Origin of the sequence: Kribbella sp. NPDC056951, assembly GCF_042674205.1 — a bacterium.
Classification (GTDB): domain Bacteria; phylum Actinomycetota; class Actinomycetes; order Propionibacteriales; family Kribbellaceae; genus Kribbella; species Kribbella yunnanensis.
Map to the genome: position 1 here is coordinate 138,207 of NZ_JBHUQZ010000002.1, position 19,649 is coordinate 157,855.

The window sequence follows — 19,649 nt, forward strand, 5'->3', positions numbered from 1 at the left end:
TGCAACAACCCTCGCCGTTGAGCGGGAATGACACCAGCTATTTGGCACGGTGGTGCTGGTGGCTCAGATCGGCCGCCTGAGACACGACAGCCGTGGGTAATGTTCCCCGGACGCACTCACTCGGGAGCACTCCGTGACGCACGATCGCCACTCTTACGCCGAACCACTGCTGGTTCGGACGACCCATCTCGAACTCGATCTCGAGCTGGATTTCACCGCGAAGGTGCTCACCGGCACCGCCACGCACACGCTGGATTGGTCTGGTTCCAGTGACCGGCTGATCCTGGACACGCGTGACCTGACCGTGCTCGCGGTCGAGGGTGAGACGGCCGGTGGCTGGGAGCCGCTGGAGTACAGCCTCGCGGTGCCGGACAAGGAGCTGGGGTCCGCGCTGACCATCCGGACCGCGCGCCAGGAGCGGGTCCGGGTGAGCTACCGGACGGCGCCGACCGCGACCGGGCTGCAGTGGCTGGAGCCGTCGATGACGGCCGGTGGCGTGATGCCGTTCATGTTCAGCCAGTCCCAGGCGATCCACGCGCGCAGCTGGGTGCCGGTGCAGGACACCCCCGGTGTGCGGTTCAGCTACGCCGCGCACGTGACCGCGCCGCCCGAGCTGATGGTGCTCATGAGCGCCGACAACGGCACCACCTCCCGCCGTACCGGCTCGTACGACGTCGTGATGCCCGAACCGATCCCGTCGTACCTGCTGGCGATCGCCGCCGGTGACCTCGTCTTCGAGCCGCTCGGTGAGCGCTCCGGCGTCTGGGCCGAGCCGGCGATGGCCGGGCGGGCGGCGCAGGAGTTCGCCGACACCGAAGAGATGATGCGAGTCACCGAGGCGCTCTTCGGCCCCTACCGCTGGGGCCGCTACGACATCCTCGTGCTGCCGCCCTCCTTCCCGTACGGCGGGATGGAGAACCCGCGGATGACATTCGCGACCCCGACGGTCGTGATCGGCGACAAGTCCCTGGTCAGCGTCGTCGCCCACGAACTCGCGCACAGCTGGTCGGGCAACCTGGTCACCCAGGACAGCTGGGACGACATCTGGCTGAACGAAGGCTTCACGGCGTACGTCGAGAACCGGATCGTCGAGGCGGTCTACGGGACCGAGTTCGCGGTGATGGAGACGGCGATCAAGCAGCACGCCACCGTGGTGAAGCTCGACCCGCTCACCCCGGCCGAGCTCGCGGTCGAGCTGCCCGGACTGAACCACCGCTCCGAGTACCACGGCACCACCGCGCTCGGGCCGCTCAAGGGCACCTGGTTCCTGGCATGGCTGGAGGAGCGGTTCTCGCGGGACGTGTTCGACCCGTTCCTGCGCGGGTACTTCGACCGGTTCGCCTTCCGCAGCATCAACTCCGACGACTTCGTCGGCCACCTACAGGAGCACCTGCTCGACGCCCACCCCGGCATCGTCAAGGACGACGAGGTCGCCGCCTGGCTCGAAGAGCCCGGCATCCCCGCCTTCGCCGAGCGCGCCGTCTCGGCCCGCTTCCAGGTCGTCGACGAGGCCCGCACCCTGTGGTTCACCTCCGGCGAACTCCCCGCCGGCGCCGCGAACTGGACCACCCAGGAGTGGCTCCGCTTCCTCGACGCCGCCCCCGACATGCTCAGCCCCAACCAGCTCCAGCAACTCGACCGCGCCTTCGGCCTCACCGGCACCGCCAACGGCGAGATCGCCCGCCGCTGGTACCAGATCGTCGCCGCCAGCAGCTACGAACCCGCGTACGCCGAACTAGCCGCCTTCCTCACCGAAGTCGGCCGCATGAAACTCGTCCTCCCCGTCTACCGAGCCCTGGCCGGCAGCGACCGCGCCTTCGCCTCCGAGGTGTTCGCCAAGGCCCGCCCCGGCTACCACCCCATCACCACCCTCGCAGTCCAAAAGATCCTCGGCCAGTGAGCTAGTCTGAGGTCGTCTTGTTGTTCGTCGATGGCCCGGGCGCGCCGCTAAGCGCCCTGCGAATGATGACTTGTACGTGCGGGAGGGTCGCTCCCGCTGGCGGATGAGTGGGGCTCGGATTCGGGTGCGGAACCCGAAGGAGCTTCGAGGGCAACGTCGGCGCCGGGCTCACGGGTGCTGGGACCACTTGCTGGTCGCGGTGTTGTGGCCGATGCACGAGGCCAATCTGGGCACGTTGCTGCGGACATGTGATGCGGTCGGGGCCTGTCTTGCGGTGCCGCGGTTGCCGTGGGTGCCGGATGCGCTTGCCCGCGGCAACACGTTGCGGACGCGGTCGTGTGTGCACTGGACCGGGCATGACCCGGTGCGCTGGCTGATCGATCAGAAGACCCGTGCGGAGACGACGGTGGTCGGGGTCGAGTTGGCCGACGAGTCGGTGCGGCTCGGTGACCTGAAGGCGGCGCGGAACCGGACGATCGCCGTACTGGGTCATGAGCGGACCGGGATTCCACCTGAGGCAGTGGATCAGCTGGATCTGGTGGTGGAGATTCCGATGATCGGAACCGGTTCGAGTCTCAATGTCGCGGTGGCTGGCTCGCTGGTTCTGTATCGGCTGGCTGGGCTGCTGTGAGGTCGAACAGGCAGCGGTGGACGGTGTGGGTGGGGACGTAGCCGAGAGCGGCGTTGAGGTGCCGCATGGCGACGTTGGTGTCGACTGTGTCGGTCAGCAGGCCGCCTAGGTCGGGAAAGGCTGAGCGGGCCCAGCGGATCTGCTCGGTCTTCAGACACCGGGCGAGGCCGCGGCCGCGGTGGGCCGGGAGGACCGCGGTGCCGTAGTTCTGAGCATCGCTCTTCCCATCACCCGGTACGACGAGTTCGGTGAACGCGACCACCTGCCCGCTGGCCTCCTCAACCGCCGCCACCGTCATCAGGTACTCGCCGCGCTGCGCAATCACCTCAGCAGCGTTCCTGGTCCTCGCGACATCCCACTGGTCAGTCCCATAGTCGATTGCACCGGTCGGCGCATCATCCATCCCGGTCCGCGCATCCGTGAAGCTCTGCACCAGTTCATCCGGTACGACGCCCTGCCACGTCACGACGCGGTAGCCGGCCGGCGGGGACGCCGGCTGCACGTCCGTCGCCAGATCGAGCCGGGCGAAGATCAGCGTGAGCCCGATCGTGAACCCGTGGTGCACCAGGAACTCGTACGACGGGGTGTCCGCGTGAACCTCGGCCACGACCACCCGCGCGTTCTGATCGCGGGCCGCGGTGAGAGCGGCGTACAGGAGTTGGCTGCCGATGCCGCGACGGCGTTCGGCGGGGTGGACGGTGATCTCGAGCTCGGCCAGATGCGCCATCGACTCACGACTGTGCAACCGGAGGAACGCGGAACCGACCGGGTGGCCGGCGGCGTCCGCAGCCAGCCAGGCGATCCGGCGGCTGAACGGCCGGAAGTCCGGATCGGTCAGAGGAGTTAGCTTGATGCTCAAACCGGCACCATAGCTCCCCAGCGGGCCACGTGCTTAAGAGGGGACCTGGGGACCCCACGCCTACTGCGGGGCACTCGGCACGGCACCTCGCCGCACGTGTGCAAAGCGCACGATGCTCCGCATCGCACCCTTCGCCCCCGCACGCCGATGCACCGCACCGAGCACCTCCTCGCTACGGCGTGGAGTCCCCAGGCCCCCTCTGACACGGTGAATCCGCTACGGTGCTGCGAAGCCGACCGCGGAACTCGACCGTGGCAGGCACAGTGGGGAGAGGAGCACGGGGTGCAAGAGCTGGCTGCGGACGCGATCCGGACGATCGGCGCCGACCACATCGCACTACGCGAGCAGGTGCTGGCGGAGCTGCGGCGACGCATCGTCGACGGCGACTACGCACAGGGCGAGCGTCTGACCGAAACGCGGCTGGCCGACGACTTCGGCGTCTCCCGAAACCCGGTCCGCGAGGCCCTGCGAGTCGTCGAGGCCGAAGGCTTCGTCCAGATCCTGCCCCGCCGCGGCGCCGTCGTAGCCACCCTCGACGAGACCGCCGTCCGCGACCTGTTCTCGGTCCGCGAACAACTCGAAACCCTAGCCGCCGGCCTCGCCGCCGAACGCGCCAGCGAACAAGACATCGCCCGCCTCCGCCAACTGTGCGACGACGCCCGCACCGCCACCGAGGCACAAGACTTCGGCCGAGTCGCCGAACTGAACAGCGACTTCCACCGCGCCGTCATCGAAGTCAGCGGCAACCGCTGGCTGCACTCGATCTCAGCCGCCATGTACCACCACGTCCACTGGGTCTTCCGAGTGGGCGCCGCCCAACGAGCCCCCCACTCGTCGGAAGAACACGTCCGCCTAGTAGACGCCATAGCCGCCCGCGACCGCCCAGCCGCCACCGAAGCCGCCCGCCTCCACGTAGAAGCCGCAGCCAAAGCAGCCCTAGGCCAACGCCCTCCGGCTTGACCAACCCACAACGTCCGAAGGATCGGAGGGCCCGCCTCCGGTTGTTCGGACGTTAGCTTGGGGTCAGCGGCCTACGGCGTAGCCTTGCATTCCTCGGGGGTTGGCGGCTGCGGATAGGAGGCCGTTGGGGTCTCGGCGTACGGCGCAGAGGCGGCCGAGGCTCCAGGGGTCGGACTCGGTGACTACGTGGCCTCGGCGTACCAGGTCGTCGCGGATTGCCGGGCCTAGGCGGCTCTCGAGGGATAGCCCACCGGGCTCGGTTGCGCGGGGGTAGAACGACGACGGGAAGCCGGTGGTGTGCCAGGCCGGCGCGTCGATCGCCTCTTGCAGGTCCATCCCGCCACCCAGGTGCCGCAGCAGGAACAGCAGTTGCCACTGATCCTGCTGATCCCCACCCGGCGAACCACACGCCACCACCGGTCGCCCATCCCGCAGTACCAGCGTCGGCGTCAAAGTCGTCCGCGGACGCTTGCCCGGAGCAAGCGACGCCGGCAACCCTTCCTCCAGCCAGAACATCTGCGCCCGGCTCCCCAGACAGAACCCCAGCTCCGGAATCGTCGGCGACGACTGCAACCACCCACCACTCGGCGTCGCCGAAATGATGTTGCCCCACCGATCCACCACATCCACATGACACGTGTCGCCACGCGTCACCCCATCGCGCGCAACGGTCGGTTCCCCGACACTCGCATCGATCAGATGGTTGCCGGTAGCAAGCGACGGCATCCGCGGCGCGCGCCCGTCCGGCGACCCCGGTCGCAGCTCGAGCGTCGCCTCGGAACCAACCAGCCGCGCCCGCTCAGCAGCGTACGCGGGGGAGAGCAACGACTTCAGCGGTACGTCGCCGTCGCCGTACCAGGCCTCGCGGTCCGCATACGACAGCTTCATCACCTCAACCGTCGTGTGCACCCCCTCAGCACTCGCCAGGTCCACATCACCAAGCTCAGCCAGTACGGCGAGCGATTGCAGCAAAGCCGGTCCTTGTCCCCAAGCCCCGGTCTTCGCCACCGTGTGACCGTTCCAGTCGAGCGTGGTCGCGTCCTCCCAGCTAGCCGAGAACGCCGCCAGATCATCCCCAGTGATCAACCCCGCATGATCCGAACCGCTCGAATCGCGATGCGGCAACCGTGAGAACCCATCGATGGCCTCGGCCACGAACCCTTCCCGCCAAACCTTCCGCGCTTGCTCGACCTGCGCGACCCGATCCGCTCCAGCCGCCTCACCCTCAACCACGAGCCGCTCAAGCGTGGCCGCGTACGCCTCGTTCCGGAATAACCCGGTCGGCGGTCCGTCCTGCAACCACAGCGCCGCCGACGTCGGCCAGTGTTCCTCGAACAGCGACTGCACCGTCGCCACCGTCTCCGTCACCCGCGGTACCAGCGGATGCCCGTTGCGCGCGTAGTCGATGGCCGGTTCCAGTACGACGCGCAGCGGCAGCGTCCCGTGGTCCCGCAGCAGCAGCAACCACGCGTCGACCGCACCCGGCACAGTCGCGGCCAACGGCCCCGACCCCGGAACCAGATCGAGCCCGAGCGACCGATAGTGCTCGATCGTCGCCCCGGCCGGCGCAACCCCCTGCCCACACAGCACCCGCGGCGTCGGGTCGTCCGCCGTCGCCACGATCGCCGGCACCTCACCACCAGGCCCGTTCAGATGCGGCTCCACCACGTGCAGCACGAACCCTGCAGTAGCCGCCGCATCGAACGCGTTCCCGCCGAGCTCCAGCATCCGCATCGCCGACTGCGACGCCAGCCAGTGCGTCGACGAAACCATGCCGAACGTGCCGCGCAACGTCGGCCGGGTGGTGAACGTCATCAAGCCACTCCTTCTGCTGTTCGTACGTCGGGACCGCTACCGTCGTCAGCAACCAGGTGACACGCCACCTGGTGTCCACCCGATCCGATCACGCGAGCCTCCGGCACAATCGTCCGGCACCGATCAACCGCTACCGGACACCGGGTGTGGAACCGGCAGCCGTCCGGCGGATCGATCGCCGACGGTAGGTCGTCACCCAGCAACACGGGCTTGCGCTCGCGCTGCGCCACCGGATCCGGCACCGGCGCGGCCGACAACAACGCCTGCGTGTACGGATGAGCCGGCGTACCGAAGATGCGTGCCCGCGGCCCCTGCTCAACCAGCTGACCCAGATACATCACCGCAACCTCGTCAGCCAGGTACTCAACCGCCGACAAGTCATGCGTGATGAACAAGCACGCAAACCCGAGATCCCGCTGCAGATCCGCCAGCAGATTCAGTACGGCGGCCTGCACGGACACATCAAGCGCACTCGTCGGCTCGTCCGCCACCAGCAGCCGCGGCTCGGAGATGAGCGCGCGAGCGATGCTGACCCGCTGACGCTGCCCACCCGACAGTTCATGCGGTGCGCGCTGGGCGACCTCAGGACGCAGGCCCACTCGCCGCAGCGCCTCAGAGACCTGTACGGCGATGTCTTTCCGCCGCATCAACCGCAGTGGCTCCCCAACGATGTCCCCGACTGACAACCGCGGGTCGAGCGACCCCGCCGGGTCCTGGAACACGATGGAGACGTCCCGCCGGTGTGAACGCAATTGACGCCGGTTGAGGTGCGTGATGTCCGCACCGGCGAGTCTGACCGTGCCTCCGGTCGGTTCGAGCAGTCTGACGATGCAGCGGCCGACTGTGGACTTCCCAGAACCGCTCTCACCGACCAGTGCCACCACCGAGCCTTCACGGATCCGCAGCGTCACCCCGTCGACCGCACGGACCGGACCGAAGTGCATGACCAGGTCCTCGACCTCCAGCGCATTCATGAGACCCCCACTGGGTTCCAGCACGCCAGTCCGTGCCCACTAGACGTCAGTTGCGGCTGAGCCGTCGTACAGGCGTCGACTGCTTGGCCGCAGCGGTCGGCAAAGGTGCAGGCGTTCGGTTGCTCCGACAGCACCGGCACCAGGCCCGGGATCTCATCCAGCCGCTCAGTATCCGCGTGGCGGCCGGCGGCGGGGGAGGCGCCGAGGAGACCGGTCGTGTACGGGTGCTGCGGGTGGGCGAACAGTTCGTGGACCTCGGCCGTCTCGACGACCCGCCCGGCGTACATGACCGCGACCCGATCCGCGAGATCGGCCACCACGCCAAGGTCGTGCGTGATCAGCACGATGCTCGTCCCGAGCCGCTCCCGCAGACCCCGCAGTACGTCGAGGATGCCCGCCTGGATCGTCACGTCGAGCGCGGTGGTCGGCTCGTCGGCGATCAGCACCTTCGGATCACACGCGACCGCCATCGCAATCATCACTCGCTGCCGCATCCCACCGGACAGCTGATGCGGATAGTCGTCGACCCGACGTTCGGCCGACGGAATCCCCACCAGCTTCAGCAACTCGATCGCGCGAGCCCGGGCTGCACTCCGGCTAGACCCCAGATGCGTGCGAAGGACCTCACCGATCTGACTGCCGACCGTGAAGACCGGGTTCAATGACGTCATCGGCTCCTGGAAGATGTACGCGATCTCGCGCCCGCGAATCGACCGCAGTGTTCGCTTATCCGCGCCAATCAGCTCAACCCCGTCCAGCCGCACTGAACCGTCGACGCGCGCCGACCGGGGGAGTAGGCCCGCCAAACTCATCGCCGTCACACTCTTCCCGCACCCCGACTCACCCACAATCGCCAGCACCTCGCCCGCCCCGACCTCGAGACTGACCCGGTCCACCGCCGACAACTGACCGTCCTCGGTGCGGAAGGCCACCGACAAGTCCCGCACCTCCAGCACGCGCCGGTCACGGCCAGCTTGCGTCGAGTCGGCGCTGGGCCTCGCGGTCGCGCTCATCGGCGGCTCGCTTTCGGGTCGAGGGCGTCGCGCAGGCTGTCGCCGACGATGTTGAACGCCAACGTCAGCAGCATGATCGCCAACCCCGGCATCACCGCCGCCCACGGCGCCCGCGCCGCGAACTGCTGCGCATCCGACAACATCGTCCCCAGACTCGGCGCCGGCGGCTGAATCCCGAGCCCCAGGAACGACAACACCGCCTCCCCAAGAACCGCCGCCGGAATCGCGACCGTCGCCTGCACGATGATCACCGACGCGGCGTTCGGCAGGATGTGCCGCCCAAGCACCCACGCATCACTCGCGCCCTCGACGATCGCCGCAGCCACGAAGTCCAACGACTTCAGCCGCAACGTCTCCGACCGCACGATCCGGATCACCCCAGGAATCTGCGCAATCCCGATCGCGATCGCCGCGTTCCCCAAACTCGCCCCGCGGATCGCCGCCAGCCCCACCGCCAGAATCAGGAACGGAAACGCCAGCACCAGATCGGTCAGCCGCGAGATCAACGCGTCGATCGCACGGAAGTACCCCGCCATCAACCCCAGCGGTACCCCGATCACCAACGAGGTCGCGACCGCCAGCAACCCCACATGCAACGAAGCCCGCAGCCCGAACATGATCCGCGACAGCACATCCCGCCCGAGATCATCGGTCCCCAGCAGATGCCCCGCTGTACCGGGTGGTGCAAAAGCTTGGTCCAGCTGAGTCTGCGTCGGTTCGTGCGGCGCGAGCACATTGGCGAAGACAGCCAAGACAATCGCAAGCACGAGTACGACGAGCCCGGTGATCGCGAGCGGATTGCGCAGGATCCGCCGCGCGACCTTCCGCCGATTGGTCCGGATCGGCACCGCGACCGTCGTCATGACTCACCCCTGACCCGGATCCGCGGATCAATCACCGAATACAGCAGGTCGACGAGCAGATTGATCACGATGTACGCCGTCGCCGTCACCAGCACGACCGCCTGGATCACCGGGTAGTCCCGCTGGAAAACCGCATCGACCGTCAGCTTCCCGAACCCAGGCAGCGCGAAGATTCGCTCAGTCACCACCGCCCCCGAGATCAACGCCCCGAGCTGCAGCCCAACGATCGTGACCACGACAATCAAGCTGTTCCGCAGCGCATGCCGCCCGATCACCGCACGCGGCGACAACCCCTTGGCCTCCGCAGTCCGCACATAGTCAGCGGACAACGCATCCAGCATCGACGACCGGGTCTGCCGCATGATCACCGCCGCCAGACCCGTACCGAGAATCAGCGCCGGCAGAACCAGATGGTGCAGATTAGCCACCGGATTGGTGAAGAACGGCACGAACCCCGACGCCGGAAAGAGGCCGAGGGCAACGGACAGGTAGAGGATCGCCATCAGCCCGAGCCAGAAGTTCGGCACCGACAGCCCGAGCAGCGCGAGCGCGTTCGCCGCCCACTCAGCCGGCCGACCCCGCCGTACGGCGGCAATCACGCCCGCGCCGACGCCGATCACCCCAGCCACCAGAATCGCCAGCACCGACAGCTCGATCGTCACCGGCAACGCACCGGCGATCATCCCGTTGACCGGCTCACCCGTCCGGATCGACTGACCGAGATCGCCCCGCGCCGCATGACTCACGAACTGCCAGAACTGCACGAGCCACGAATCGTCCAGCCCGTACTGCTCCCGGATCGCCCGCAACGACTCCGGATCCCGATCCTCACCTGCCAACGCGAGCGCCGGATCACCCGGCAGCGCGCGGACCCCGGCGAACACCACGATCGTCGCCAGGATCAACGTCACGGCCGACTGCCACAGCCGGTGCAGGAGGTAGCGGCTCACTTGGCGAACCCCGCGAACGCCGTGCGGATCACCCCGTCCGGATAGGTCTGCACGCCGAGCAGCTTCTTCGAAACCCCGGTCAGGTTCCGTTGCCGGTACAGGTAAATCAGCGGCTCGTCCTGCTGCAACTTGGTGACCACATCGCCGTACAGCTTGATCCGCTGCGCCTTGTCCGTGGACTGCCGCGCGTCAGTCAGCAGTTTGTCGACCTCGGGGCTGCTGTAGCCGGCGACGTTCTGGCTGCCGGTCGTACCCACGAAGTTGAAGATGTTCGCGTCCGGGTCGACCCGGCCGGACCACCCGAGCTGAAGGATCTCGAAGTCGCCGCGATCCTGCTGATCGAGCAGCGAGGCGTACTCGACCGGCTTGATCACCAGCTCGAATCCACCGTCCTTCACCATCGCCTGCAGAGCCTGCGCGAGCCGCAGACTGTCGGGGTTGTTCGAAGTGATCATCGAGACCTTGTACGGCGTACTGACGCCGGCCGCGGCGAGCAGTTCCTTCGCCTTCGCTGGGTCATGAGCCGGACACGCCTGCGCCGCGTCGGACGTGAACTCGCTCTTCGGTGAAACCGGCGAACACGCAACAGTGTTGAGCCCGTTGAAGATCGACTTCACCAGCGCCGCGCGGTCGATCGACAGATCGAGTGCCTGCCGGACTCGCGGGTCCTTCGCGATCGGGGTGTCGAGCTGCTTCAGCGGATTGCCGACGCCGTTCGCGTTGGCGATGTTGATCGTCACGCCCTGGTAGCCGAGCGACTGGGACTGCAGGACGCTGATCGTGCTGTCCTTCTGCAGCGAAGGCGCGTCCTGCGAGGAGAGCGAGTCCGCGACCTGGGCGTCGCCGGCCTTCAGGTTGGCCGAGCGGATACTCGAGTCGGTGATGATCCGGTACTCGATCGCATCCAGGTGCACCTTGGCAGCGTCGTAGTACAGGGGATCCTTGACGACCTTGATCGAGTTCTGCGCGACGCGATTGGCGAACTTGAATGGACCGACACAGGCCGGTGCGGTGGAGAAGTTCGCACCGAGCTTGGCGACCGCGGCCGGGCTGAGCACCATGCCGGCCCGGTCGGCCAGCGCCGCGGTGAGCGGGGCGAACGGCTTCGACAGCTTGATCACCACGGTGTTCGGATCCGGTGTCTCGACCGCGCTGATCGGACCGAGCTCGCTCTTACGGGCCGAACCCGCCAGCGTCAGGTGGCGTTCGATGGTCGTCTTCACCGCGGCCGAGTCGAACGTGCCGCCGTCGGCGAACTTCACGCCCTGGCGCAACGGGATGGTCAGGCTGAGCCCGTCCGGCGCGATCGTCGGCAGCGCGGTCGCGAGCTGCGGGACGACCTTCGCATCCGGACCGAGGTCGTACAGCTTCTCGCACAAGGTGTGGAAGACATATCGCGAGTACAGACTGCGCGACAGCGTCGGATCGAGCTTGTCGGGATCCGCGGAGAGCGCGACCGTCAGCGTCCCGCCGGCCTTCACCTGCGCCGGATCCGCGGGTTCGCCGAACACATCGCTCTGGGTCTCCGCGGCCGTCGGCCCGTCAGCGGCCGGCTGCACCGGAGAGCAGCCGGCCACGACGAGCGCGAGGGCCGTGACCATCACGGGGACAGTCGCAAACACGAACGGAAGTCGAGGAGACATCACATGCTCCCTGCGTAGGCGGTGCCCCGACTGTTTCATGTATACAAGCTGCCCGCGCAAGGGATTGGGCGAGTTTCTTTCGAACTCTTTCCGGTTCTCGTCAGCCTTCGACGGAGTACGTCAACAGCCCCGCCGGCACGACGCGATCACCGAACGCGAGCGCCATCAGGTTCGGCCCGTCGTACTGCGGGTGATGGATCCCGAACTCGGTAGCCTGCCGAAACCCGAACCGCGGGTAGTAGTTGTCGTGCCCAAGCACCACCACCGCTGGTTCTGTGCGCTCGGAGCCCAAGGCAAGCACCGCCCGCACAGCCGCGTCACCAGCCCCTTGCCGCTGATACTCCGGCACCACCGCAACCGGCCCCAACGACAACACCGGCGTAGAGCCGACCGCCGCGAGGGTCAACAGTGCGTAGGCAATAGGCCGGTCATCGACAGTGGCCACGCAAACGAGCTCCGGGATCCAGGTCGCCGGCTCGGCACGCAATGCATCCAGGTAGTCGACCTCGTACTGCCGGCCGAACGCTTGCAACGTGATGTCACGCAGAACCTGCTCGTCAGCAGACGTCCCGACACGGGTGTTCCAGGTAATAGACAACTTCGAAGCCTCTCGAAAAAGGGATGGGTCGACCGAGGTCCCGCGTCGCGCGGTCATCAACCCACCTCCTCCGAAGTCCCGCCCACCCTAAAACAGGTGATTCCGCAGTGTGCGCAATAAACCTTGCACAAGACCTCTTGAGTAACCGCCAGAGAGCCCGGGACTCAGGTCAAACAGCGAAAAGCACTCCGTCTGGCAGGCCCCAACGCGAGTCAATCAACGCCCACCCATGCGGCATCCCGCTCCCCACCACAACGTCCGAAGAACCCGCACGCATGGTCTCCGGATCGTCGGACGTTAACCGCGGCCCCCACCTAACGTCCGAAAGACCGGAGGGCCCGTCTCCGGATGATCGGACGTTAGGAGCCTGCCGGCGAACGGGTCGCCGAATCCCCTTCCCCAACCGGTTCGGGGAGCACCTGCGCTCCACCCGCGGCGTTCTGGGGCGGATCCACCCCCGAACACAGACGGATTCGGGGGGTGAACCCTCCCCACATCCCCTCGCTCCCGGTGCCAGCCCTCCCCATACCGGTTTGGGGAGGAAATTGGGCCAGGCACGGCGAATATCCACCCCAACAGTCACTGTCAAGCGACGGAACCTCAACCTCCCCAGCCATCGCCCGGCAACCTCAAGCGACGTGTAGCTGCTGTCGCCGACGTTGCCATCCGGCTCAGCCACCGCGGCGCCCAGCCACCCTGTCTTCCAGTTCGGCCGGAAGCGGCGATCAACCACCGCGCACGTCCCCGGCCGAGAACCTTTCGGCCCGCACCCCCACTCGACCGCCAAAGGCGGCCGACAAAAACCAGACGGCGAGCCGAGCAGATGGCTGAGCCGGATGGCGAGGCCGGCGACTACGGTTCCACGCTGCCTGGGGCTGACGGGCTGGGGCTGAGGTGCGTGCTGCTCGAGTTCTGCGTTATCCGAGGGGATTTCGGGCTCTCCTGTCGTATGTGTGGGTCAGTTTCGTGCGGGGAGGGTGGGGTGGTGGCGTCCGAGGCGGAGCATGGCGAGGGCGATCAGGGGGTCGGCGGTGTGGAATCCGAAGGCGGTCCGGGTGAGGAGGCGGATCTTGGTGTTGACCGATTCGACCGGTCCGTTGGAGATCTGGTGCTGGATCGAGGCCAGGATCCGGGTTTGGTAGACCTTGATGGTTTTGGCCAGTTTGGTGAAGGCGGGGATGCGGCAGCGGCGGGCCCAGCTCAGCCACCGGTCCAGGGCTTCGGTGGCTTGGTCGGGTGGGAGCTGGAAGATCAGCCGTAGGCCTTCCTTGAGTAGGTAGGCCCGGTAGAGGCGGCGGTCGATGGTGGCGATCCACTGCAGCTTGGCTTTCTGCCGGATGGTCAGGTTGTCGGGGTTCTTCCACAATGCGTAGCGGGAGTTCTTCAGGCCGTGGGCTCGTTCGCGGCCGGGCAGCGTCTGGGTCCGGCGGGCCCATCCCGTCAGTGGTGGGGGTTCGGTGCGGGCCTGTGCGCGGGCGTCGTTCCAGGCGTCGATGCGGACCCGGCTCAAGGCGTCGTTGGCCCACTTCACCACATGGAACGGATCGATTGCCCGCACCGCCTGCGGGCAGGCCATGGCCACTTCTTCGTCGATGTAGCCGGCGCCGTCGGCTGAGACGTGAGTGATCCGCGTGCACCGGTCGGGGCCGAGATGGTCGAAGAATCTGCGCAAGGTAGCGCGATCGCGGCCCTCGCCGGCCCACACCAAGATCCCGGTGTCGTGATCCACGACCACGGTCAGGTACTTGAAGTTGCGCCGGTAGGAGATCTCGTCGATCCCGATCCGGCGCAGCCCGTCCAGCCCGTCCCCGTCCCCGGCGGCTTCGGCGCGGGCCTCGGCCGCGCGCCAGACCCGGGCAATGATCGTGCCCACAGTGCGCCAGGCCACCCGCATCAGTTCGGTGGCGGCCGCCTTCGAGGTCCGGGTCGCCAGCCAGGCGACCTGCTGGTCGAAGCTGTGAGTGTGTCCCGCATCGTGGGCCGCCCACGGCACCTGGGCCACCACCACCCCATGCTCACGACAACGGACCCGGGGCGCGTCGGCCTCCAAGAACATCATCGCGACGCCATGGTCCAGCGACCGCCACCGCCGCCGCCCAGCGCCGCTGTCATAGCCCGGACACGGCCGCCGGCACCGCCCGCAACGCCGCCGCTGCCTGGCCACCGGCCGCACCCGCGCGACCACCACCACACCACCGGGACCGTCCTCGAACACCACGCTCTCCACCACCGTGTGCTCCACACCCAGCAGACCACGCCATAAACTGACACCACGCACGCCGTTCCTCCGCCACTGGTTCCTGTTCCTCGACAGCTCAGAAACCTAGGCAGAGAACGGCGTGTGCTCATTCAGGCGCGCAACAACACCCACAGATACGTCACAAGAGCCGGATTTCGGGGGGGGGGGACTCGGTGACGAAAACCCATCGGACAACGCACCCGGGCAGCCGCGAGACCCCGACATCGCGGGCGAGTCACCTTGAGCACCCATCAATCACCCGAGCCCCGCCGGAACGGTCGAACTGTGCTCAAGGCCGCCCCGACCAGTTCACCTTGAGCACCCATCAACCACGCGAGCCCCGCTGAAACGGTCGAACCGTGCTCAAGGTTGCCGGGCCGGCTCACCTTGAGCACGCATCGACCACCTGTCAGCCGCGTACATGGCTGACCCGCGCACAACGTCGTACCGGCGCGGTGGAGGCCTTAACTCACTGGGCCTTGGGGGAGCCGCCAGAAGGAACCGCGGAGGCCGACTTCGGCGAAGTAGGTGCTGGCGGCGGCGGGGTCGCGGCGGCGGTAGCCCGCGTCGAGGCGGCCGGTGTACCAGTCGCTTGCGAAGTGCCAGAGCGTGCCGAGGTCCATCACATAGCCGCGTTCCTGTCCCGTGCCATGCAGCCAGGTGTCGACGCAGTTGGTGGAGCAGAACAGGCGCTGGTTGGCGCACGTGTGGACGACGTCGTCCCAGACGCGGCTCATGGGGGTGAGGAAGTGGGCCACCTGGTCGCCCTGCGGGGGTGCCGCTCGGTTGACGACCCACGCGTGTGGGCTGTCGCAGGCCGGGCAGCGGGTGGCGACGAGAACATCGGGCTCATCCCGGAGCAGGTGCGGCAAGGCGAATGAGTCCCAGGCGCAACCGCCCCACCACAGCGTGCGCGCCCCCATGACGGAGAAGCCGAGCGGCACGGACGCGAACGGATGGGCCATCACAATCTGGTCGCCGTCCTGCGGATCCAGCACCAGGTCGTGGCTAGCGTGCAGAGCGCCGAGCTCCGACCGCACCTGGTCGGACGTGAGCTCGGTGATCGCCGCGAGCTCGTCCACGCCCGGAGCACGGCCGGTCCGAGCAAACCCGCGGTAGACCGCCAGCCGCACCCGCTCCGTGGCGTGCACGCTCGTCGATTCGTTCTCGGTCATACCTGTGCGACAGCCTCCTCCAGCGCTAACAGCGGATCCGGCGAAGCAGGTGCAGCCGGCGTCCAGGTGTCCTCAACCAAACGGTAGCCGTGCCAGTTGCCACGCCGATCCAACCGCAGCTGAGCGTCATCCCCAACCGTCAGCCGGTTGCCGGCCACAACAACATCTCCGATCTCTTCCACAACAAGATCAGTCCGAGCCCTGGCCAGCTCTCCAGCAGTCGGTTGCCACGCGTGCTCAAGTACGTCGAGCCCGGTAACCCCGCCGTACCGCCAAGCTTGAACACCAAGTCCCAGCTCAGCCGGCTGCCCAGTCGCGTCGGCAAATGGCGCCAGCAACTCGGGAAAGTCAGCCGCAAGCCGAACCGCGTCCTGCCACTCATCCAGCGGCTGCGGTTCCGCCGTCCCGTTCAGCAGTGCGATCAGCAACGCCCGTGCTCGCCGCGACGCATCCAACACCAGCAACGGCAGCACACCGTTTGCCATCCCCGCCGGCGGCTCAATCCCACTCACCGCCAAATCCTCGACCAACACCTTCCGCGGCACCGAAGGCACCTCAGGCAACGCGCCTAGGACAGCGCCAGTGAGCTCACCCTCAAGCCCAGCATGCCTAACGCTCGACCCAGCTCCGACCTCATCCTCAACCTCAGCATGAGCCTCCGGTCCCGTCGAGCGAGCCACCAACTGATCGATCAGTACCTCGCGTGATCGCCCACGAACGTGCAGCAGCACGAACGGATCGGAGTCCAACAACCAAGCGACTTGGTACGCCAACCCCGCCGCGTGCTGGCACGGCAACTCCCAGGCATCGCAGGTGCAGCTCGGGTCCAAGTCGCCAATCCCTGGGAGTAGCTCCACCCCGGCGGCTTCCGCCGCCTCGACGAGATCTTGCGGCATCTCACCGTCTAGTAGAGCTGCAATGTGCCCGGCCCGCGCCGCGATCTGCTCCAGGAACTGATCCCACTCGGCCTCACTCAACTCGTCCACCCGAACGGCGACCTCGTAGGTGTCGTCGGGGGAGTAGACCGTCGCGCCGATCCGGCCGGGGCTGATGGTGATCGTCCCGACGTGACCGGAGTTCGCGTAGCGGCGGCCCTTCTTGAGTTGGGTGTTGTCGAGTGAGGTGTCCTCCAGCGCCTGGACCCACGCCCGTGCCCACCACGACTGACCGCGCGTACTCCGCCGCTGAGCCGGAAACGCCGGATAACCCTGTGCCGTACTCATCGCAGACCTCCCCGCAGCTCGACCAGATCAGCAAGCTCAGCATCCGAGAGCTCGGTGAGCGCCGCCTCACCGCCAGCCAGCACAGCATCGGCCAGCTCCCGCTTGGCGGCGAGCATGGCCGCGATCCGGTCCTCGATGGTGCCTTCGGCAATCAACCGGTGCACCTGCACCGGCTTGGTCTGCCCGATCCGGTACGCCCGGTCGGTCGCCTGATCCTCGACCGCCGGATTCCACCACCGGTCGTAGTGCACGACATGATCGGCCCGCGTCAGGTTGAGCCCCGTCCCAGCCGCCTTCAACGACAACAAGAACACCGGTACGTCGCCCGCCTGGAACCGCTCGACCATTTCCTCCCGCTTCCGCACCGGCGTCCCGCCGTGCAGCAACTGGGTCGCGATCCCACGCCCGGCGAGGTGACGCTCGAGCAGTCGCGCCATTGCGACGTACTGGGTGAAGACGAGCACCGCGCCGTCCTCCGCGACGATCGTCTCGAGCAGTTCATCAAGCAGCTCGAGCTTGCCCGAACGCCCGGTCAGCCGCGCGTCCTCGCCCTCCTTCAGATACTGCGCCGGGTGGTTGCAGATCTGCTTGAGCCCGGTCAGCAGCTTCACGATCGCGCCGCGGCGCGCCATCTGGTCGCTGGCCGCGATTGCCGACATCAGCTCGCGCACGGTCGCCTCGTAGAGGACAGCCTGCTCCCGCGTCAGCGAAACGGTCTGATCCGTCTCGGTCTTCGGCGGCAGCTCCGGCGCGATCCCCGGATCGGACTTCTTCCGCCGGAGCAGGAACGGCCGGACCAACTTGGCCAGCCGATCCGCGACCTCTTCGTCCTTGTCCGCCTCGATCGGCGTCGCCCACTGCGTCCGGAAGGTGCTGAGCCGCCCAAGCAGCCCGGGCGTCGTCCAGTCGAGCACCGCCCAGAGCTCGGAAAGGTTGTTCTCCACCGGTGTACCGGTCAGCGCCACGCGCGCCTGCGACGGAACAGTCCGCAGCGCCTTCGCCGTACCCGAGGATGGATTCTTCACATGCTGCGCCTCGTCGGCGACCACGAGCCCCCACCGATGCGCGCCCAACCGGGCCGCGTCGCGCCGCAACGTCCCGTACGTCGTCAGCACGAACCCGTCCTCGGCCCCTTCGAGCGACCGCGCCGACCCGTGGAAGCGCCGTACCGCGGTGCCGGGCGCGAACCGATTGACCTCACGCTCCCAGTTCCCAAGCAAGGACGCCGGGCAGACCACGAGGGTCGGACCGGCGGTCCCGGCGGACTCCTGCCGATGCAGGTGCAGCGAGATCAGCGTGATCGTCTTGCCAAGACCCATGTCGTCGGCAAGACAGCCGCCAAGACCGAGCGACGTCATCCGCGCGAGCCAACGCAGACCGCGCAGCTGGTAGTCGCGCAGCGTGGCCTGCAGCCCGGCCGGTACGTCGATCAGCTCGTCAGCGCGCTCGGGATCAGCGATCCGGGTCCGCAGCTCGGACAGCCAAGCCGTCGGCTCGACCTTGATCTGCCGGCCGTCCACCTCGGTGGTCCCGGTCAGCGCCGCGCTCAGCGCATCGATCGCGGTGACCGGTTTGAGAATGCGCTCCCGTGCCTTGCGGGCCAGCTCGGGGTCGATCAGCATCCATTGGTCACGCAGCCGGACCACGGGCCGGGTCGCCTCGGCGAGCTTATCCAGCTCCTCCTCGGTCAGCGGATCGTCGCCCAGGGCAACCTGCCAACGGAAGTCCATCGTCGCGTCGCCACCGAAGAAGCTCGGCAGGTCACTCGGCCGGTGCTCGGGAGTGGTGATCGCCGCCCGCGCCTTGAGGTCGCGCCCGAGACTGCGCGGCCAGTGCAGGTCGATCCCGGCAGCAGTCAGCCGCTGCCCGGACCCAGCCAGCAGATCCGCGACCTCTTCATCGGCCAGCTCCAACTGATCCGGTACGGCGGCGTCCAGCAACCGCGCGAGCGGCGACCAGACCCGCCCGGCCCGGCGGATCGCCAGCGTGGCGTCGATCCGCGCCCGCGGTCCGAACCCCGGCACCTCGGCGGCCCAGACATCGTCCGCATCCCGCACCAGCGTCGGATCCTTCAGGCTGTGCAGCTGCACGACGGCGTGAAAGGCCTGGGACTCCGACATCTCGATCCGCAGCGAGACCCGCACGCCGCTGTCGAGCCCGACCGACACCTCATCGGCCCAACGCCGCAGACCCTTAGCGGGCTGCGGAGCCTTCGCCGCGAACAGTCCACCGCCCTGCGCCTTCGCGGCGGCGGGGGAGCGTGGCATCCCGTCCGCCACCGCATCCCAGAACGCCCGCACCAACCCCTCGGCCGCGAGCTCGCCGGGGAGCTCCGTCGCTGGCATCGCTTCGGCGAGGGCAACCAGCCGCGCGACGTCGGCCGGCTCCAACGGTCCCATCCGCCACGCGTCGTACCCGTCGGGGGAGACGCCAGGCAACAATTTGCCCCGGGCAACCAACTGCAGCGCCGCCACCGCGGCCGAACCCCAGAACGCCGCCGACGGATGCGCACCCGGCTCCCGCCGCATCCGCCCGAGCATCGGTACGGCGTCCGCCACCGGCACGCTGATCCCGCGCACCGAGCTCGCACCCGCCCCGGCCATCGTGCTCGAACCCGGCGCCCCGCCCGATCCGACTGCTACGTCGAGCCGGACCTGCTCGCCGACCCCGAGCGGCAACTCGCCGCCCTCGGGATCCCAGAACACCACCCGACCGTCCCGCGGTGGATCCGCAGGCTCGAACCCGACCGCACACCCCGACAACTCAGACAACCGCACTCCCAACCGTCCCGACCGACCTCGACCCC

The 19,649-nt window shown here is 67.8% G+C and carries 15 protein-coding genes; 3 read left to right on the plus strand and 12 right to left on the minus strand.

Going from position 1 to position 19,649, the window contains the following annotated elements; translation table 11 throughout:
- The first annotated feature begins 133 nt into the window (after positions 1-133).
- The gene (locus ACFTSF_RS08205; RefSeq protein ID WP_380153188.1) at positions 134-1,900 is read left to right on the plus strand and encodes a M1 family metallopeptidase; all 1,767 of its coding nucleotides are present in this window, start codon (positions 134-136) and stop codon (positions 1,898-1,900) included.
- A gap of 211 nt (positions 1,901-2,111) precedes the next feature.
- Positions 2,112-2,531 carry a TrmH family RNA methyltransferase gene (locus ACFTSF_RS08210; RefSeq protein ID WP_380153189.1) on the plus strand — a complete coding sequence of 140 codons (420 nt, stop codon included), beginning with the start codon at positions 2,112-2,114 and terminating at the stop codon, positions 2,529-2,531.
- Here ACFTSF_RS08210 and ACFTSF_RS08215 read toward each other — a convergent pair.
- Positions 2,476-3,390 (minus strand): GNAT family N-acetyltransferase, encoded by a 915-nt coding sequence (locus ACFTSF_RS08215; protein WP_380153190.1) that lies wholly within the window; start codon positions 3,388-3,390, stop codon positions 2,476-2,478. The two genes, ACFTSF_RS08210 and ACFTSF_RS08215, sit on opposite strands and share 56 nt — an antisense overlap.
- Before the next feature lie 282 nt (positions 3,391-3,672).
- On the opposite strand from ACFTSF_RS08215, the gene ACFTSF_RS08220 reads away from it, so the two are divergent.
- Positions 3,673-4,350 carry a GntR family transcriptional regulator gene (locus ACFTSF_RS08220; RefSeq protein ID WP_380153191.1) on the plus strand — a complete coding sequence of 226 codons (678 nt, stop codon included), beginning with the start codon at positions 3,673-3,675 and terminating at the stop codon, positions 4,348-4,350.
- 63 nt (positions 4,351-4,413) lie between these two features.
- Here the strand turns inward: ACFTSF_RS08220 and ACFTSF_RS08225 are convergent, their stop codons facing one another.
- From ACFTSF_RS08225 to ACFTSF_RS08275, 11 genes are all read right to left on the minus strand, one after another.
- Positions 4,414-6,165: a gamma-glutamyltransferase family protein gene (locus ACFTSF_RS08225; RefSeq protein WP_380153192.1), complete on the minus strand. Its 1,752-nt coding sequence runs from the start codon at positions 6,163-6,165 to the stop codon at positions 4,414-4,416.
- Entirely contained in the window at positions 6,165-7,139 is a 975-nt protein-coding gene (locus tag ACFTSF_RS08230; protein ID WP_380153193.1) for an ABC transporter ATP-binding protein, read from the minus strand. The genes ACFTSF_RS08225 and ACFTSF_RS08230 overlap by 1 nt, the downstream gene beginning before the upstream one ends.
- On the minus strand, positions 7,136-8,152 hold the full coding sequence (locus ACFTSF_RS08235) for an ABC transporter ATP-binding protein (RefSeq protein ID WP_380153194.1): 1,017 nt from the start codon (positions 8,150-8,152) through the stop codon (positions 7,136-7,138). The genes ACFTSF_RS08230 and ACFTSF_RS08235 overlap by 4 nt, the downstream gene beginning before the upstream one ends.
- The gene (locus ACFTSF_RS08240; protein WP_380153195.1) at positions 8,149-9,015 is read right to left on the minus strand and encodes an ABC transporter permease; all 867 of its coding nucleotides are present in this window, start codon (positions 9,013-9,015) and stop codon (positions 8,149-8,151) included. The genes ACFTSF_RS08235 and ACFTSF_RS08240 overlap by 4 nt, the downstream gene beginning before the upstream one ends.
- Positions 9,012-9,965: an ABC transporter permease gene (locus ACFTSF_RS08245; protein ID WP_380153196.1), complete on the minus strand. Its 954-nt coding sequence runs from the start codon at positions 9,963-9,965 to the stop codon at positions 9,012-9,014. Before ACFTSF_RS08245 ends, ACFTSF_RS08240 begins: the two co-directional genes overlap by 4 nt.
- Positions 9,962-11,608: an ABC transporter substrate-binding protein gene (locus ACFTSF_RS08250; RefSeq protein WP_380153197.1), complete on the minus strand. Its 1,647-nt coding sequence runs from the start codon at positions 11,606-11,608 to the stop codon at positions 9,962-9,964. The genes ACFTSF_RS08245 and ACFTSF_RS08250 overlap by 4 nt, the downstream gene beginning before the upstream one ends.
- Before the next feature lie 100 nt (positions 11,609-11,708).
- The gene (locus tag ACFTSF_RS08255) at positions 11,709-12,206 is read right to left on the minus strand and encodes a GNAT family N-acetyltransferase (protein WP_380153198.1); all 498 of its coding nucleotides are present in this window, start codon (positions 12,204-12,206) and stop codon (positions 11,709-11,711) included.
- Between the two features lie 958 nt (positions 12,207-13,164).
- Positions 13,165-14,484 (minus strand): ISL3 family transposase, encoded by a 1,320-nt coding sequence (locus ACFTSF_RS08260; protein WP_380153199.1) that lies wholly within the window; start codon positions 14,482-14,484, stop codon positions 13,165-13,167.
- Between the two features lie 425 nt (positions 14,485-14,909).
- Positions 14,910-15,620, minus strand: coding sequence for an organomercurial lyase (merB, locus tag ACFTSF_RS08265; protein WP_380153200.1), 711 nt, complete (start codon positions 15,618-15,620; stop codon positions 14,910-14,912).
- Positions 15,617-16,843 carry a hypothetical protein gene (locus ACFTSF_RS08270; RefSeq protein ID WP_380153201.1) on the minus strand — a complete coding sequence of 409 codons (1,227 nt, stop codon included), beginning with the start codon at positions 16,841-16,843 and terminating at the stop codon, positions 15,617-15,619. The genes merB and ACFTSF_RS08270 overlap by 4 nt, the downstream gene beginning before the upstream one ends.
- Positions 16,840-19,620 carry a DEAD/DEAH box helicase gene (locus tag ACFTSF_RS08275; protein WP_380153202.1) on the minus strand — a complete coding sequence of 927 codons (2,781 nt, stop codon included), beginning with the start codon at positions 19,618-19,620 and terminating at the stop codon, positions 16,840-16,842. Before ACFTSF_RS08275 ends, ACFTSF_RS08270 begins: the two co-directional genes overlap by 4 nt.
- Positions 19,621-19,649: the final 29 nt, after the last annotated feature.